The 18483-nt window shown below is 33.9% G+C and carries 5 protein-coding genes; all 5 read left to right on the top strand.

The genetic code is table 11. The features are described from left to right. On the top strand, nucleotides 1–224 hold a 224-nt coding region (locus tag Q0049_RS08750; RefSeq protein ID WP_298118833.1), incomplete at its 5' end, for a T9SS type A sorting domain-containing protein. 392 nt (nucleotides 225–616) lie between these two features. Continuing rightward, a complete protein-coding gene (locus tag Q0049_RS08745) occupies nucleotides 617–1363 on the top strand; it encodes a hypothetical protein (RefSeq protein ID WP_298118830.1) in 747 nt (248 codons plus the stop codon). A 199-nt stretch (nucleotides 1364–1562) separates the two neighbouring features. Then, a complete protein-coding gene (locus Q0049_RS08740; RefSeq protein WP_298118827.1) occupies nucleotides 1563–8228 on the top strand; it encodes a T9SS sorting signal type C domain-containing protein in 6666 nt (2221 codons plus the stop codon). A 197-nt stretch (nucleotides 8229–8425) separates the two neighbouring features. Continuing rightward, nucleotides 8426–12328 (top strand): PA14 domain-containing protein, encoded by a 3903-nt coding sequence (locus Q0049_RS08735; RefSeq protein WP_298118825.1) that lies wholly within the window; start codon nucleotides 8426–8428, stop codon nucleotides 12326–12328. Nucleotides 12329–12535: 207 nt separating this feature from the next. Next, entirely contained in the window at nucleotides 12536–18445 is a 5910-nt protein-coding gene (locus tag Q0049_RS08730; RefSeq protein WP_298118822.1) for a choice-of-anchor J domain-containing protein, read from the top strand. Nucleotides 18446–18483 lie beyond the last annotated feature (38 nt).

Below are 18483 nucleotides of genomic sequence, written 5' to 3'. Positions count from 1 at the left end.
CAAATCCATTTGCAGAGAACTTCAAATTAGATGTCAACACATCAAGTGAAGAAGTAATCAAAGTGAGTGTTTATGACATGATAGGTAAACAAGTGGAACAAAGACAAATCAATGTTTCAGATGTTGCATCGTTTGAGGTTGGAAATAATTATCCATCAGGAGTTTACAATGTAATTGTAACTCAAGGAGAAAACATACAAACCTTACGAGTTATCAAAAGATAGTTTGATAAACTATAAATAAACAGAAACCTCCTCAAGTAATTGAGGAGGTTTTTTTTGTTTTTATTTCTGTGTATCAAAGATGAAAAAGAGGTTTTGCTATCCTGTAAATTGAAAATTTCTCTTAAAGAATAGCAAAGGTTTTGTTTGTACTTTGTTCCTATTTTGTTCGATAGCTTTAGTAATGGGTATAATAAGAGTGAATTAAGAACATAATAAGTACTAAATACGTAATGATAGCGTTATAGTAGCGTCATGGCTACGTAATGGTAGCGTTGTAGTATATTGGAAAGTATTAGGATTTTGTTTGCTTTTTCTGTAGTTTAAAAAAAAAGCTTAATGATTTAAAAATCATGAGCTAATGTACTAATTTTATTTTGTTTATTTGGGTAATTATGGCAAAAAATATTGGATTGATTCAGTTTGAAGGTTCTATAGGTGATTTGGTAGCTTACCAACGCAATGGTAGTTTGATTATACAACGCAAAGGAGGTTTTAAAGGTGAACGTTTAAAAACAGAAGAACGTTATGAGTCTGTAAGGAAGCGTCAAAGTGAGTTTGGTAAATGTGCTAAATTAGCATCAAGTATTAAGCGAGCTCTTTCTTTGTGGTTGCAATTTGTTCCTGAAAATATGATTTATAATCATATCCAATCGATGGTTATGGGTATAAAAAATTGTGATGTTTCATCTGAAAAAGGTACTAAAACTTTTGCTAAAGGAATTGCTACTCCAGAAGGTGTTTATCAATTTAAAAAATTTCAATTGAATCCAAAGCGTTCTTTGAGTGCTGGTGTTGAAATTACTAGTTTTTTTGATTTTGAAACAGGCACTGTTAGTGTTTGTCCGCATCAATATAAACTTAAACCCTCGATGCAATTGGGTGCAGAAGTATTATTGTTGCAACTTGATTTAGATACTTATGAATACCAAGTCCATAGTAGCGGTAAACAGTATTGTGATGTGTTGCATCAAACTATGGATTTCAAAATTGATATGCCGATAACTAAAGGTTTCTTAGTAGCATTGCTTTTTGTTGGGAAATGCATCGGAGAAGGAAAAAGTGAAATGTGGATGCGTGATGTAGAAGTTGGATTTGGAGTTTTGGATTTCAAGTTGTTTTTAAACGATGAAAATAACTAAAACTCTCTTTAAATTTGAGGAGATTTTACTGTTAAATCCTACATAAAGAGTTGTTTTTAACATTACAACGATGTAGCCTAAAATCTACACATTCAATATTTTGTAATTTGGTTTTAATTAATATCTTTGTTGGCTGGAAAATTGTGTTCATTTTCAATTGAATACCTTTTCCTTTTATCATTAAATATATTTTAATTTTATGAATAACTTTACTCAAAACGTTTTTGTATTTAGCAAAAAAATTTTAAATGGAATTAATCCAACATTTGTTTTGCTTGCGTTGCTTTTGCTTACCTCTTTTTCTTATGGGCAAGTCAGTGTCACAACAACTACACCAATAACTCAAAATTTTAACGGATTGAGTTCTACAGCACCAGTAACTTGGACTGATAATACAACTCCGCTGGCTGGCTGGTACTCTACTGTTACAACATTAAATCCTAATACAGGATCTACTAATACAAATGGCGTTTACAATTGTGGTTCTACTAGTGCAACAGATAGAGCTTTAGGAGCTTTATCAACTGCAACTACTCATAATTTTGGAATTCGACTTAAAAATAATAATGCTAATGCTATTACTTCACTTTTAGTTTCTTATAACGGTGAGCAATGGAGACAAAATGCAGGTAATCAAACATTGGTTTTTGAATATCAAATTGGAACGACAGTTACTTCTATTACTGCTGGGACATGGGTACCAGTTACAGCATTAGATTTTGTTTCTCCAAATATAGGAACGGCAGGTGCTCTAGATGGAAATTTAACTGCTAACAGAACTGCGAAAAGCGCAACAATATCTTTATCAATTCCGGCTGGTTCTGAAATTATGTTGAGATGGACTAAAGCAGGTTCAAGTAGTCATTTATTGGCTGTTGATGATTTGAGTATTACGCCTACTTTTTTTGCAACTTCTATTACCTCTACACAATCAGGAAATTGGTCTAATCCTGCTACATGGGTTGGAAATACTGTTCCAACATCGGCTGACAATGTAATTATAGCTTCTGGACATGTTGTAACTATGGACACTACCACTGGAGGAATTAATACTAGAAATTCAGGAACTACAACTACGGTTGATGCTGGAGGTACTTTAGCAACAAGTGTAACTTATACTAATTCTGGAACAACCACTATAAATGGTACTTTTCAAATAAATCAAGGAGGTTTTGGTGGAGGTGCTGGAACATGGACCTATGGAGCTTCTTCTACTTTGGTTTTTAATCATACTGGTGGTACTTATGGGCCAATAGATTCTACTCATACCTACTGGCCATCTTCAAGCGGACCAGTAAATGTAACGGTCGCAAATTCAAGTGCTGCAGGAATTAATTTAGGTGTTTCTAGAACAGTTACGGGTGTTTTTCAAACCGCTGGAAATGTTCAAGGTACAGTTTTAAATTTAAATGGAACTATCAGAATTAACTCTGGTGGTGCTTTTTCAACTTCTCCTGTCTATGGTAATGCTTCTACTTTAATATACAATACTGGAGGAACTTTTGGGAGAGCATCCGAATGGAATGCAACATCAGGAACAGTAGGAACAACTGCTGGTTATCCTAATAATGTTCAAATAAGCAATTCAACTACTTTAAACTTTGCTAACGGAAGTGCTTCAACATTTTTAGCAAACGGCATAGTAACAATAGATTCAGGTTCTTCATTATATCAAAATTTTAGTGGAGGAAATGCAGGGTTAACGGTAGGTTCAAATGTAATAGTTAATGGAAACATAACACTTGGAACTTCTTCTGGAGATTTAACACTTGGAGGTAGTTTAACAGTTGGTGCTACAGCTAATTTTTCTACAAATGGAAGAGCTGTTAATTTTAATGGAGCAACAGGCAATCAAACGATAACAAAAACTGGGACAGGAATAGTTGCTTTTGATTATTTAGTAGTTAATAAAGCAGCTGGAAATGTAGTAATAAGTTCTTCGCCAGCAACAGATATTACAGTCAATGCAACATCGGGTAACGTTCTACAATTAATAAACGCAGGAAGTCTTGATTTAAATGGAAGAACATTAACAATGAACAACTCTGGAGGTTCAATTTATGTAAATGGTTCTAGAACTATTACTTCTGCTGTGGCTGGAGGAAAATTAGATATTACTAATTATAAAGTGGTAGCAAATAATGCAGGAACTGGAAGCTTGACTTTGGCTGCTAATGTTATTGTCAATTTAAATGCTAATGGTAATTTAGATTTTGGTAAATCGGGAGCAGTATTCATTACAACTTTAAATGGAACTTTATCTATAAACAGTACTACAAGTTGTTTTGTCAATACAAATCCTCCAATTTATGGAGTTGGATCATTACTGAAGTACAATAGTGGAGGAACATCTTATGGTAGAGGAGTAGAATGGAGTACAACATCAGGAGCAGGATATCCTTCAGATATACAAGTTTCAAACAACACAACTCTTGATGTGCCAAATACAGCAGGTGCATTTTCTACAAATTTAGCTTTGTCTAGAAATTTAACAATAGATTCAGGTTCGTCATTATATATGGATTATGGTGCTGGTGCTGCTAGTGGTTCTTTAACCGTTGGCGGAAATGTTGTTATTTCTGGTAATCTTTCATTAGGAGATGCAGTTGGTGGTGATATGAATGTAGCTGGAAACTGGACAAGAACAGGTGTTTTCTCACCAAATTCAAGATTAGTAACTTTCAATGGTACCGCGGCACAAACATTAACAGGTGCAACGACTTTTGAATTTTTAACTTTAAATAACACAACAGGACTTACTTTGCAAGCTTCAAGTGCAGTAACTGTTAATCAAACATTAGCACTTACAAATGGTAAATTAACAATTGGAGCAAATAACTTAACCGTTAGTGGTGCACTAACAGGTGCTAATTCTACTAACTATGTAGTGACTAACTCAACGGGTCAATTAAGACGACCTGTTTCTGCAACTGCAGTGTTGTTTGCAACTGGAAACACTGTTTATAATCCAATTACATTTACTAATTCAGGTACTTCAGATATTTATGGAGTTAGTGTTGCAAATACAGTTCCTGCAGGAATCAATTCAACAAAAACAATTACAAGACAATGGATTACAACCGAAGCAGTAGCTGGTGGAAGTAACTTAGCCGTTGTTGCACAATATAATACAGGTGAAACAGGTGCAGGTTTTGCTGCAGCAACCGATAATTTTATTGGTCATTACAATGGTACAACTTGGTCTCAAGTTTCAGCAACTCATGCAGGATCAAATCCATTTACAGTTTCATCAAATACAAATCTTTCTCCTGTTGACATGACAACAGGAACGCAGTATTTTGCTATAGGTAGAGATAATGCCTTTTTATCTGTACCAAGTAGATATGTTCTAACGGCTATAACGCCAGCATCACCAACAGCAGGAGTAGGATTTAGTGCTACTGTATCTGCTCAAGATGCCTATGGTGCTTCAACGACTTTGTCTGCAAACTCCTCTTTTACATTAACTTCTAATGGAAATGCAGGAACTATTGCAGGAACAACAACAGGAACAATTAATTCAGGATCAAGTTCGGTTGTAGTAACAGGTATTATTTTGCCAAATGCTGGAACTGGTGTTACATTGACTGCTACTAATTCATCAGGAGTAGTTCTTAGTGCTGCAACCAGCAGTTCATTTAATGTTTTAGCGGCGGCTACTCAATTAGCATTTGTTGGTGTTCCAGCAACTGGAAATGTTGGTGTTAACTTAACAACTTTTACTGTTGAAGCCAGAAGACCAGATAATAGTGTAGATAATACCTTTACTGGTACAATAACAATATCAAAAGCAACAGGAACTGGAAATTTAACAGGAACGCTAAGCGCAACTGCAGTCGCAGGAATTGCTACATTTGCTGCAGCACAGTTTGATGCGGCGTCAACATATACTTTAAATGCAAATTCAGGAAGTTTAACTCAAGCTACAAGTAGTAATATTGTGGTGACTTTAGCGCCAGTAGTTTTAGCGGCTTGGGATTTTTTTGGTGCAGGTTCTGCAACATCAAATCCAACTACTTATGCAGCTACAACTTTTAATTCAAATTTAGATAATACGGGTTCATTGACAGACATAACAAGAGGTGCAGGAGCTTCTCCGAGTAATGGAAGTAATTCTTTTAGAACAACTGGTTTTCAAAATAATGGTATTTCAACATCAAATACTGATTATTTTCAAACTACTCTTAAAACAGATATAGGTTATTCATTAAATTTATCATTGATAACTGCAAACTTAGTAGGAACAGCCACTTTCTCTGCTTCTCCTGGAGTTTCTAATCAATTTGCATATAGTTTAGATGGTACAAACTTTACTCTAATAAATAGCCCTGTAATTGTTTCAGGTACGACACCTGCTACTATGCCATCAATAAATTTGACAGGAGTTACTGCTTTACAAAATATTCCTTCTGGAACTACTGTATATTTTAGATTTTACGCTTCAGGACAAACTACAACAGGTGGTTGGGGATTTAGTTCTGCTACTTCGGGAACAAATGGGTTAGCTTTTAATGGTAATGTTTTGTGTGTTGAGCCAATAGCATACAATGTAACTGGTGGAGGCGCAATTTGTTCAACTTCAACAACAAGCGTTTCGCTTTCAGGTTCTCAATTAGGAATAAATTATCAGTTGAAAAGAGATGGTAATAATGTTGGAAGTGTGGTTGCTGGTACAGGCTCTGCTATTTCATTTACAAATCTATCAACAGCTGGAACTTATACAGTAGAAGCTACCAATAATAATGGAACATGTAATTTGCTACTTGCAATGACAGGAAGTGCAATTATTTCAGTTATAAATCCAGCTACAATTACCACTCAACCTCAATCTCAAACTGTTTGTGAAGGAAGTGCAACAGTATTTACAGTTGCATTAACAGGTTCTACAAGTTATAGTTATGAATGGAAAAAAGATGGTGTTGCTATTTCTGGAGCTCCAGATTTAGCTTCATATACTATCGCTTCAACTGCTATTGCCGATGCTGCAGTTTATTCTGTTGATGTTTTTGATGATTGTTTAAATTTAATTTCATCTAATAATGCAACTTTAACAGTAACTCCACAAGTAACACCTGCTTTTACGCAAGTAGCACCAATTTGTAATGGAGGTGCTTTGTCAAGTTTACCTACAACTTCAAATAATGGAGTAATTGGAACTTGGTCGCCAGCAATTAACAATACAGCAACCACAACTTATACATTTACTCCAGATTCAGGTCAATGTGCGTCGATTGTCACAATGACAATTGTTGTTGGCACAACCACAACATGGACAATCACATCACCTGCTACATTACCAGCATGGGATAATGGAGTTCCAACAAGTACGATGACAGCTATTATTGCTGCAAATTATTCAGAGGTTGCAGATATCGATGCGTGTACTTTGACAGTAAATAATAATGCGGTAGTAACTATTCCATCGGGAAATAATGTTACTTTAAGTGGTGCCCTGACAGTTGCAAGTGGAAGTTCGTTTACTTTAAATAATAATGCTAATTTAGTTCAAACTACAGATGTAGCAAATTCAGGTAATATAACAGTTAGAAGAACAACAAATCCTTTAATGCGTTTTGATTATGTAATGTGGTCATCTCCGGTTGATGGAACACAATCATTGTTGAATTTTTCACCTTTGACCTCAGTTAGTCCAACAGTTCGTTTTTATACTTATAACAGCTCAAACGATCAATATGTATCAGTGGCTTCGCCTTCTACTACAGAATTTCAAAATGCTACAGGATATTTAATTCGTTTGCCATTTAATCATCCAACTGCTCCAGCGGTTTGGAATGGTTCATTCGTAGGACAACCAAATAATGGTCCAATAAGTTTAGGTTCTTTGACAAGTGGCTTATACTATGCAACAGGAAATCCTTATCCTTCAACAATTGATGCTGACGATTTTATTGCAACAAATAATCTGAATGATGCTTTGTATTTTTGGAGAAAAACAAATGGAGCAACAGGTTCTGCTTATGCTACTTATACTTTAGCAGGAGGAGCAACTCCATCGCCAGGAACAGGAGCTTCACCAACAAGTGCAGTTCCAAACGGAACTATTCAAGTTGGGCAAGGGTTTTTAGCAAAAGCAACATCTACTTCTTTTGAGTTTAATAATCAAATGAGAATTGCTAATAATGCTAACCAAACTTTTAGAAGCGCTTCAAGTGCATCGTCAACAGCAACTGTAGAGAGAAATAGAATTTGGTTGAATTTATCAAATGCTACAGCTACTATTGGACAAACTATGGTTTCTTACATGACAGGTGCAACTAATGGTATTGACGCTCAAATCGATGGTAAATATATCAATGATAGTCAAACTGCTTTAACTTCTATAATTACAGGACAAGAGTTTGCTATTCAAGGAAAAACATTACCTTTTGATGCTACTGATATTGTTCCTTTAGGATTTAAAACAGAAACAGAAGGAAACTTCTCAATATCATTATACAATAAGGATGGATTGTTTGCTAGTACTAGTCAAGGAATTTATTTAAGAGACAATCAAACAGGAGCAGTTCATGATTTGAATAGTGGAGCTTATACTTTTACTTCTACAATTGGAACATTCAATAATAGATTTGAAGTGATTTATCAAAATACTTTAAATGTTGATACTCCAACATTAACTTCTAACAATGTGATAGTTTACAATAATAATAACGTTTTAACTATCAATACAGGAATTTTTGATATGGCATCAGTTAAAGTGTTTGATATTAGAGGTCGATTATTGACAGAAAAAACAAATATCAACGCAACACAAACTACATTAAATGTTTCAGAAACAAATCAAATTCTATTAGTACAAGTTACTTCTAATGATGGAATTGTAGTTACTAAGAAAGTGGTTAATTAACATCTTATTTTAATAAAAAATGAAGTCCTTTAAGTAATTAAAGGACTTTTTTATTGTAGAATCAATTCTACTTTTTATTTAAACAATTGAAATTCAATTACTTATAATTTTTGCTTAACAACTTTTTAGTATCTGTTTATTTGCTTAAATAAATTTGTAGTCATATTTTTGCAAAAAATTTTTGCAAAAAATTGATTATGAAGAAAGTACTGTTTTTATTTGTAGTTTTTTTTAATATACTAGGTGTGCACAGTCAATGTAGCTACACAGGAACTCCTTTAACACAAGTAGGTTCAGTAAATACTTTTTGTGTTGACAATGGAAATACAATAACGACTGCTTCAGTTAGAGCTGGTCAATTTGTTGTGGTAAATGTTGTCAGAGGATTTAATTATACTTTTTCTGTGGGTAATGTTTTTCTTTTGCAAAATGAGAATTTAACCATTTTAGATGCATCAACAAATGCTAATGTTAGTCCAGCTACTTTTGCAAGTGGTTTGTCTGGAGCAACAATTTCTAATTGGACTTCTCCACTTACAGGTCAAATAAAAATATTGCTTTCAAGAGCTACTTGTATAAATGATAATACAGCCGGAGGAGTATTAACTTTGACATTGAATAGTGTTGGTAATACCCAAGATTCTCAGACTGCTTTTGGTATTGATCAATGGATTGGTCATGTTTATAATTACACTGGTGGTCCACCTCCAGGAGGTACTTCTCCAACGTCACCATCATCAACAGTGAGTCCATTCACTGCGGCTAACTATGTTGGTTATTATAATATTCCAACAGAAACTATTACTGAAAACTTTGGAGGACAATATGCTTGTATGCCAGTTTTATCTAATGGTGTTGCAAGAACGAATATTTATACTGAATTATTTGCTGTTCGTTATAGAATGCGTTCTACAAAAACGGGATGTTATTTTTTAAATGTAACAGGTGATGATGGAATTAGAGTATATGTTGATGGTGTTTTAGTTTTTAATGAATGGAAACAACAATCGCCAACGAGTTACTGTAATAATTTGATTTACCTGAATGGTAATAGTGATATTGTTTTTGATTTTTATGAATATCAAGGTGATAACGTTGCTAATTTCAGTTTAACACCTTTTGTTCCAACAACAAATTCAATTGTTGGTCCAAGTGTTATCAATAGATGTTCAGGAGTTGCTCCAGGAACATTAGATGCTACTGCATTTTCCTATTGTGGTGGTGCAACAAATCCAACAATTTCTTTTCAGTGGCAAGTTTCAACAGATAATGTAAACTTTACTAATATCACAGGAGCAACTGCGGAAGATTATGCACCACCAGCAATTACAACTACAACTAATATTGTACGATATTATAGAAGAGTTTTAAGAGCTGCAGCTTCTAATGCTGGAGGTTGTGAGTTTTTTACTAATGTAATTCAGGTAAATACAAGTGCTGCTACAACTTTAACTATTGCAGGTTCTATTTCTGGAGTTGCTGCTCAATGTCCTTCAACAACGGGACAAGTATATAGTATTGCGGCTGTACCAAATGCATTAAATTATACTTGGACAGTTCCTACTGGTTGGACTATAACAGCTGGACAAGGTTCAACTTCAATAACGGTTACTACAGGAACAACAGGACAAAATGGAAATATTAGCGTTACTGCTTCAAACGGTTGTGCAACGAGTGCTGTTAGGAATTTAGCAGTTACAGTAATTCAAGCTCCAGTAGGTGGTGGCGTCTTTGGAGGAAATGCAGTAATTTGTATAAATTCTTCCACAGGAACTATGACTCTTGGTGGTGGTTATGTAGGTACGGTATTAAATTGGGAAAAAAGATTAAATTCAGGAACTTGGAATCCAATAGCCACAACTGCAATATCTTATTCGGAATCACCAACCGTAAGTGGAACATGGGAATATAGAGCAGTGGTAGGAAATGGAACATGTCCTTCAGTAAATTCAACTCCATTCGTAGTAACAGTCAACCCAGAACTTTCAGTTTCTTTAGGAGCAGATCCAATAGTTTGTGTTACCACTACTACTACGCAATTGAATTATTCTGCTACTACAGGTTCGCCCGAAGGTTGGGTTTTAGATTTTGATACAACTGCAAATACTGCAGGGTTTAGTGATCAAAATGGAGGTTTAGCTGCGGCGCCAAATTCGGTGACTATTAATGTACCTTATGGAATCGCGCCAGGAACTTACAATGCTGTTTTTAGAGTTATTAAATATTATCCAAGTTGTACTAGCGTCAATTATCCAATAACTGTTACGGTTACTCCGGGTTCTGTGGCAGGAACAGTTTCTGGAAATCAAACTATTTGCAGTAATACCACTCCTAGTAATTTAACTTTGTCAGGTTATGTTGGAACTATTATAAAATGGCAAAAATCGAATGATATTGCTTTTACAGCACCAATAGATATTAGTGTGACTACACCTGTTTTGACAAGTACTTCCATGGGAACTATCTCATCAACAACTTATTTTAGAGCTGTTGTTCAAACAGGAAGTTGTACGGCTGCTTATTCAACAGTTGCTACTATTGCTACAGGAGTTACAGCTACTTGGAATGGAACTTCATGGAATATAACACCAACATCAACAACTGATATTGTGTTTCAAGGAAATTTTAGTTCAACAGCAGATGTTCCCGGATGCTCTTGTACTGTTTCAAGCGGAAATGTTGTAATTAATTCATCGCATGATATGTTGCTTGATGGAAGTGTTACGGTTAGTGGAGGTTCTTTGACTTTTGAAAATAATGCCAATTTATTTCAAGTTAAGAATGTGTCTAACTCAGGAAATATTACATACAAAAGAACATCTTCTGCATTAAAACGATTGGATTATACCTTGTGGTCATCACCAGTTACTGGTAGTCAAACATTATTGAATTTCTCACCATTAACATTGACTAATCGTTTTTATACTTTTAACACTACGGGCAATTTTTATGGTACGGTTTCACCTTCAATACCATTTGAAAATGCCAAAGGTTATTTAATAAGAATGCCTAATAATCATCCAACATGGGCACAAACTTGGAATGGAAGTTTTGTTGGAGTTCCAAATAATGGTCCAATTTCAAAATCTTTGATTGATGGAGGAAGTGCAACAACACGCTACAACTCTGTTGGAAATCCATATCCATCAGCTATCAATATTGATAATTTTTTATCGGTAAATAGTAGCAACATTGAGGGTACAATTTGGTTTTGGAGAAAAACAAATAATGATGATAATCCAATATCCTATTCTTCTTGTACTACAGCTGGATGCACCATAAATAATGGACACAGTTATACTGATTCAAATTTAATTTCAGCAGGTCAAGGTTTTATAGTTCAAGCAAAATCAGGTGCTACTGCTGTTAATTTTACCAATGCTATGCGTACTTCGACTAATGTAAATCAGTTTTATAGAAGTACAGCTTCGGTTGAAAAAGACCGTTTTTGGTTGGATATTAAGAACAGTAGTAATTTGAGTTTTGGTAAAAAGTTGATTGCCTATTTACCTGAAGCTACAACCTCTTTTGATGATGCTATAGATGGTTTAGATATCAATAATTCTTCTACAGCATTATTATCAGTAATAGACGGAAAAGAATTAATCATTCAAGCTAAGCCAAGTTTCGTTGCGACTGATGTAGTTCCATTGTTGTTCAGAACCAATGTAGCTGATAATTTTAGCATTTCTGTTTCAGAAACTGATGGATTGTTCAGTAGCGAACAAGATATTTTATTGAAAGATAATTTACTAAATACGGTGGTTAGTATTAAAAATACTCCTTACACCTTTTTTTCCAATGTAGGCGTATTTGAAAACCGTTTTGAAATCGTTTATGATAGTACTTTGGCAAACGATGATTTTACAGTATCTAATGATATTATAGTTTATAAAAATCTAGATGGATTTATTGTTAGTTCAAATGATTTATCCATTTCTAAAATTAAAGTTTTTGATGTTAATGGGCGTTTGATAAAATTAGTTGAATCTACAGGTTCCAACGAAGTAAGAATCCCATGTAATGTTAAAAATCAATTGTTGATAGTTTATGTTGTTACCTCTGATAATCAGATTGTTATTAAAAAAATATCTTTATAATTTAAAAGCCTCAATTAATTTAAATTTTAAAAACCTGCTTTTTGAGCAGGTTTTTTGTATTTTATCGATAAAATATACTTCTTGTCGAAAAAAAGACTATTTTACAATATCATAATGGAATATTAGTAATTTTAAATGTTAAAATTTGTTTATTTGTATTCATAATCAATATATTGTATTATTAAATTTTAAGAAAGAAAAGACGTAATGCGTTTAAATTATTATAAGTTTTTATTTGGATTCATAAAGAATAGAGCACTTTATAAGTTGTTTGTTTTTGTTTTATTTTTTCTTTTTCAAGTAAATCAAACTAATGCTCAAGTTGGTTCTTATGCATTTACACAATCTGCAACCTCATTTGCATATACACCTTTAACTGGTGGTACTGTTGCCTACAGTGGTGCTTGGGATAATCATGTGGCAGGAAGTGCTCATCAAGCTAATTTAGGTTTTAGTTTTTTATATGATGGTGTATCTTTTACAAATTGTTACATAAGTCCAAATGGATTTATAACTTTTGGAAGTTTAGCACAACCAGTTCCAACAAATTACACACCTATTAATACTAACACTATATATGAAACTACTTCTGGAGGAGCAATTAGTGCTTTAGGAACAGATTTGATTTCAGGAGGTTTTGATATTGTTTATCAAACTATTGGAACTGCACCAAACAGAACTTTTGTTGTGGAATGGAAAGACGCTGTAAGAAAAACAGTTGCTGGAACGTTTAATTTTCAAATTCGTCTCTCTGAAACTACTAATGTTATTTCCTTATCTTATGGATTGTGTCAGCCATTAACGACAACCAATGTTGCTGTTCAAGTGGGTTTGAGAGGTTTAAACAATTTGACTGCACAAGGAAATACTTTTAGTAGAGCGCAAGGAACAACCTCTCAATGGTTAAGTTTTACAAATGTAGGTGTTGCAAATTCTACAGTAAATACAAATGTTGGTGCTTATCCAAATTCTAATTTATTGTACACTTTTACACCTCCAGTTCCTTGTACTACACCTTCAGCTCAACCTACGAGTTTAGTTGTTGGCGCTACAAGTATTCTTCATAACTCTATCAATGGTAACTCTTTTGTTGCAGCTTCGCCTGCAGCTTCAAAATATTTAGTATTATTAAGTACTGTTAATACGCCTCCAACAGCTGCAATTATTACAAACAGAAGTTATTATGCTGTTGGTACTACTTACAGCGGTTACAGAGTTTTAAGTGCTTCTGCATTAGTTACTTTTACAGCTACTACTTTGTTGCCAAATCAAACCTATTATTTTTGGGTTATTCCTTATAATGATTCTTGTTTTGGTGCGCCGTTTTATAATTTAACTAATATTTTAACAGCATCAGCGACAACTTGTTCTACACCAACTGTTGTTAGTCCTTTGTCAAGTATTGGTGGAAATGAATTTACTGCAACATGGACTGCAATTGCTGGTGTAACTGATTATCAAATAGATGTTTCTACTAATGCTGCATTTACGGCTTTAGTACCAGGTTATTCAAGTCTTTCGTTGGGTAATGCAACTACCTCATTAGTTGTTTCTGGATTATCTCCTTTGACTACTTATTATTGCAGGGTAAAAGCTATTGGTACAGGTTGTTTAGTTAATAGTAATACAGTATCAGCTACAACTACTTGTGGTTATTACAATATTCCTTACAGTCAAAATTTTGACGGAACTGCAGTTGGATCACTTCCAAGTTGTTATGTTGTAAATAATGTTAACGGTGATGCAAATCAATGGAATGTCAATAATTTGAATTTTGCCTCTGCATCTCGATCAATACAGATTAATTCTAATCCTTCTCAGGATATGAATGATTGGTTTTTTGTTCCAGGGTTAAATTTAACTGGAGGTACTTCCTATAGATTATTTTTTAGATATAATACAGGTAACACTTCTAGTACTTCGGAAAGTTTGCAAGTTTCTTATGGTACAAGTCAAACTCCTTTAGGTATGAGTAGCTCTTTAGTTACATTGTCCTCATTTGATAATTCATTTTATTCCATTGCTCAAGTGGATTTTACACCGTCTACTTCTGGTGTTTATTACATAGGTTTCCAAGGAATTAGTCTTGCTAATCAATCTTATATTGTAATTGATGATATAAGAGTAACAGTGTCGCCAACTTGTATTGAACCAACAAATGTTGAAGTTAGTGCCATCACTCCTTCATCTGCAACAATATCTTGGACAGCGGCAAGTCCGTTACCATCGTTAGGTTATCAATATTATCTTTCAACAAGTAGTACAGCACCAACTTTGGCAACCGTTCCAACAGGTAGTGTGGGTGCAGGAATAACAACGGCAACACTTTCAGGTTTGAATTCTAGTACTTATTATTATGTATGGGTTCGATCGAATTGTAGTGCCTCGGATAAAAGTGTTTGGACTCTAGAGGAATCGTTTAATACAGAATGTTCAACACCAACAATTACATCTACGACACCAACAACTCGATGTGGATATGGAACAACAACCTTATCAGCAACTTCTAGTGTCGGTTCTTTTTTAAGATGGTTTGATACTCCAACAGGTAATAATTTACTTGCGACAGGTACTTCTTATACAACACCATTTATCAGTTCAACTACTACTTATTATGTTGAAGCAAAATCATTTGGTGCCATCGCAAAGGTTGGTCCAGTTTCGCCAGCCACTCAATTAGGGATTTTGGGAGTACAAAATTATCAATCGGCAGTAACTTTTGATGTAATTTCAAATACGATATTACAAAGTATTGATATTTTTCCTATAGTTTCAGGTCAAACAGGAAGAATTGCAGTAAGAAATTCATCTAATACTACCGTTGCTCAAATCAATTTTACTACAACCGTTTCTGGAGGAAATACACCACAAATAGTTCCAATAAATTATGAGTTTGAACCCGGAAACTACAATTTATATTTTGAAATTGTTCCAACTTCGGGTGTTCGAATGAATACTTCAAATGCAATATATCCTTACAGTTCAAGTGTTGCAAATTTAACAGGAAATTTGGTTGATGGTAATTATTATTTAGGATTTTATAATTGGAAATTCACTACTGAATGTCTTTCTTCAAGAGTGCCAGTAATAGCTACTGTAACAGCACCTCCGGCTTTGACTTTAAGTCAAAATACAGCGACTATTTGCGAAGATTATGCAACACCTTTGATTACAGTTTCTGGATATGCTTCCTACTCAAGTTTAGTTTGGACGCCAAATACTAATATCTCAGGAAGTTTTGCTTCTGGATTTACATTTAATCCAACAACAACGACTACCTATACATTGGTTGGAAATCAATCAAGCGGAAGTTTATGTGGAAATATTGCTACAATAACAGTTGTTGTTAATGCTGCGCCACCATCAATTTCAATACTTCCGCCTACATCTACCATTTGTTACAATTCTGTTCAACCACTTAATGGAAGTACTAGTAGTGCAACACCTAGTTTGATATTGACTCAAAATTTTAATGGTGCTACAAACGACTGGATTGTTGCGAATACTTCTGTAGGTGGAAATGTTTTGGCATCGCAATGGACATTACAACCAAGTAATTATAATTACATTAGTCCTTTTTGGAATGTTGTTTTTTCAAGTAATGATTTATCACAATATTATTTAGCAAATTCTGATGCTCAAAGTTCTTCTAGTGGTGTAATAACAAGAACTACTTTAACATCGCCTTCATTCAATTTAGCAGGATATACAAGTGCAAACCTTAATTATTGGCATTATTTACGATATACTGATAACGACAATTTTTATGTTCAAGTTTCAACTGATAATGGTGCAACATGGACAACAATTCAATCCTATTTAAGTACACAAGGTGCTCCTGCTAGTTTTGTAAATGCAACTTTGAACTTAAATAGTTATCTTGGACAAACTAATGTAAAGGTTAGATTTAATTTTATATCACCTTGGGCTTATGTTTGGGCTGTTGATAATGTTACTATTTCTGGAACCTTAGCTGCTGCACTATCTTGGACGCCAACAACAGGTTTGTATACAGATGTAGCTGCAACCATTCCTTATGTAGCAGGAACACCTTTAAGTGTAGTATATGCAAAACCACTTTCTTCAACAACTTATACAGCCACAATAACAGCTTCAAATAGTTGTTTTAGAACCAGTACAGCTTCAATAACAGTTACACCATTAACTGTTTCAGGAACTATTTCTTCAAGTCAAACTATTTGTAATGGAAGTACCGCTTCTAATATCACATTGTCAGGCAATGTTGGTAATGTTGTTCGATGGGAATATGCTGATGATGCTGCTTTTACAGTAAATGTTACTTCAATTGCCAATACAACCACAACACTAACTCCTGCTCAAATGGGTGTTTTTAGTTCTATTCGATATTTTAGAGCTATTGTAAAAAATGGTGTTTGTAATGAAGCAAGTTCTAATATAGTTTTTGTTTCCTATCCTTCTACAACATGGAATGGAACTTCATGGAGCAATGGATTGCCCGATAATGGAAAACGATTGGTTTTTAATGGGACTTACAATCCAAGTTCAGATGCATTATTAACAGCATCTGGAACACCTTTTATTTTAAATGCTTGTTCGGTTTTAGTTCAAAGCGGAACTGTTACTTTTCCTAATAATTATGTTTTAAATGTTCAAAATACTGTGAATGTTGTTGCAGGAAATTTAACGTTTCAAAATGGTGCAAGTTTGGTTCAGAGTAATGATGTGGTCAATCTTCCTGGATTAACAAACGGAGGTAATGTTGGAAATATTACTTATCAAAGAAGTACAACAATTGTTGGTGAATATGATTATACCTATTGGTCTTCACCAGTTTCTCCGCAAACCTTAACTAATATGTCTCCTGATTCGCCAAATGATTACTATTATTATTTTAGTCCAGCAATTGCTAATTGGGTTAATATCAATTCTAATAATTTAATGGAAGCGGGAAAAGGTTATATTGTAAGAGCGCCTTATTATGCAAACAATACTTCGGGATATACTTCTTCTTTTATTGGTGTTCCAAACAGTGGAACAATAACGACGCCAATCGTTGTTGGTACACCAGGTTTTGGAGAGATGAATTTAATTGGAAATCCTTACCCAAGTTCTTTGAGAGCAATATCGTTTTTATCCAATCCGTTAAATACAAATGTTGTGGATGCAACAATGTATTTTTGGACTCATAACACACCAATAACAGCTAATAATTATACAGCAGATGATTATGCTATGTTTAATTATTCTGGAAGTGTTTCTGCAAGTCCTTCTCTAGGTGTTGGAGTAAATAATGCTACTCCAAATGGTTTTGTAGCTTCAGGACAAAGTTTCTTTATTAAAGGAATAAATTCAGGCGGAAATGTAACTTTTCAAAATAATATGCGAGGTAGTGGTTATTCTAATTCGCAATTTTTTCGTTCTTCAGAAGAAATAAGTCCAAGTATAGAAAATGAAATCGTCGATTTAGAAAGGAATCGCTTTTGGCTAGATATTTTTAATAATGAAGGTGCGTTCAAGCAAACTATGGTTGGTTATATAGAACAAGCCACTAATGATTTAGATAGAGGTTTTGATGGATTGACTTTCAATTCTGGAAATGTTATAAATTTTTATTCATTGATTAATCCTACTACTATCGTAGGAATTCAAGGACGAGCTTTACCATTTGAAATTGCAGATGTTGTTCCTTTAGGATATTCAACAACTTTAAATGGAATATTCCAAATTCAATTATCAAATTATGATGGATTATTTATTAATCAAGATATCTATTTGAGAGATAAAGTATTGAATGTGGTACACAATTTAAAATTAGATAACTATATTTTCAATACACTTCAGGGAACATTCAATGATCGTTTTGAAATTATATATCAAAATAACGCTTTACATACAGATGAATTTGATGCCAACTCTGTAATACTTTATAAACCAGATGAATTATTACATATTAATTCAGGTAATAAGACTATGAAAGAGTTAAAAGTTTTTGATATGCGAGGACGATTGATAGCTACTAAAGAAAATATTTTTTCTTCAGAAACAACTTTAGATTTAGGTAAAACAAATCAGGTTTTATTAATTCAAATAACTACAGATGATTTAATTGTTGTTACAAAAAAATACACCAATTAATTACATTTGTGTGTTAATAAAAGGCACGATTTCTATAG

Source organism: Flavobacterium sp. (assembly GCF_027484205.1).
GTDB lineage: Bacteria > Bacteroidota > Bacteroidia > Flavobacteriales > Flavobacteriaceae > Flavobacterium.
The sequence above is the reverse complement of the archived record's forward strand: the minus strand, read 5'-3'. Positions and strand labels throughout refer to the sequence as shown.

Excerpts from the sequence above, each read along its gene's own strand:
- Q0049_RS08735 (WP_298118825.1), top strand. The coding sequence starts at position 8,426 with ATGAAGAAAGTACTGTTTTTATTTGTAGTTTTTTTTAATATACTAGGT.
- Q0049_RS08730 (WP_298118822.1), top strand. The coding sequence starts at position 12,536 with ATGCGTTTAAATTATTATAAGTTTTTATTTGGATTCATAAAGAATAGA.
- Q0049_RS08745 (WP_298118830.1), top strand. The coding sequence starts at position 617 with ATGGCAAAAAATATTGGATTGATTCAGTTTGAAGGTTCTATAGGTGAT.
- Q0049_RS08740 (WP_298118827.1), top strand. The coding sequence starts at position 1,563 with ATGAATAACTTTACTCAAAACGTTTTTGTATTTAGCAAAAAAATTTTA.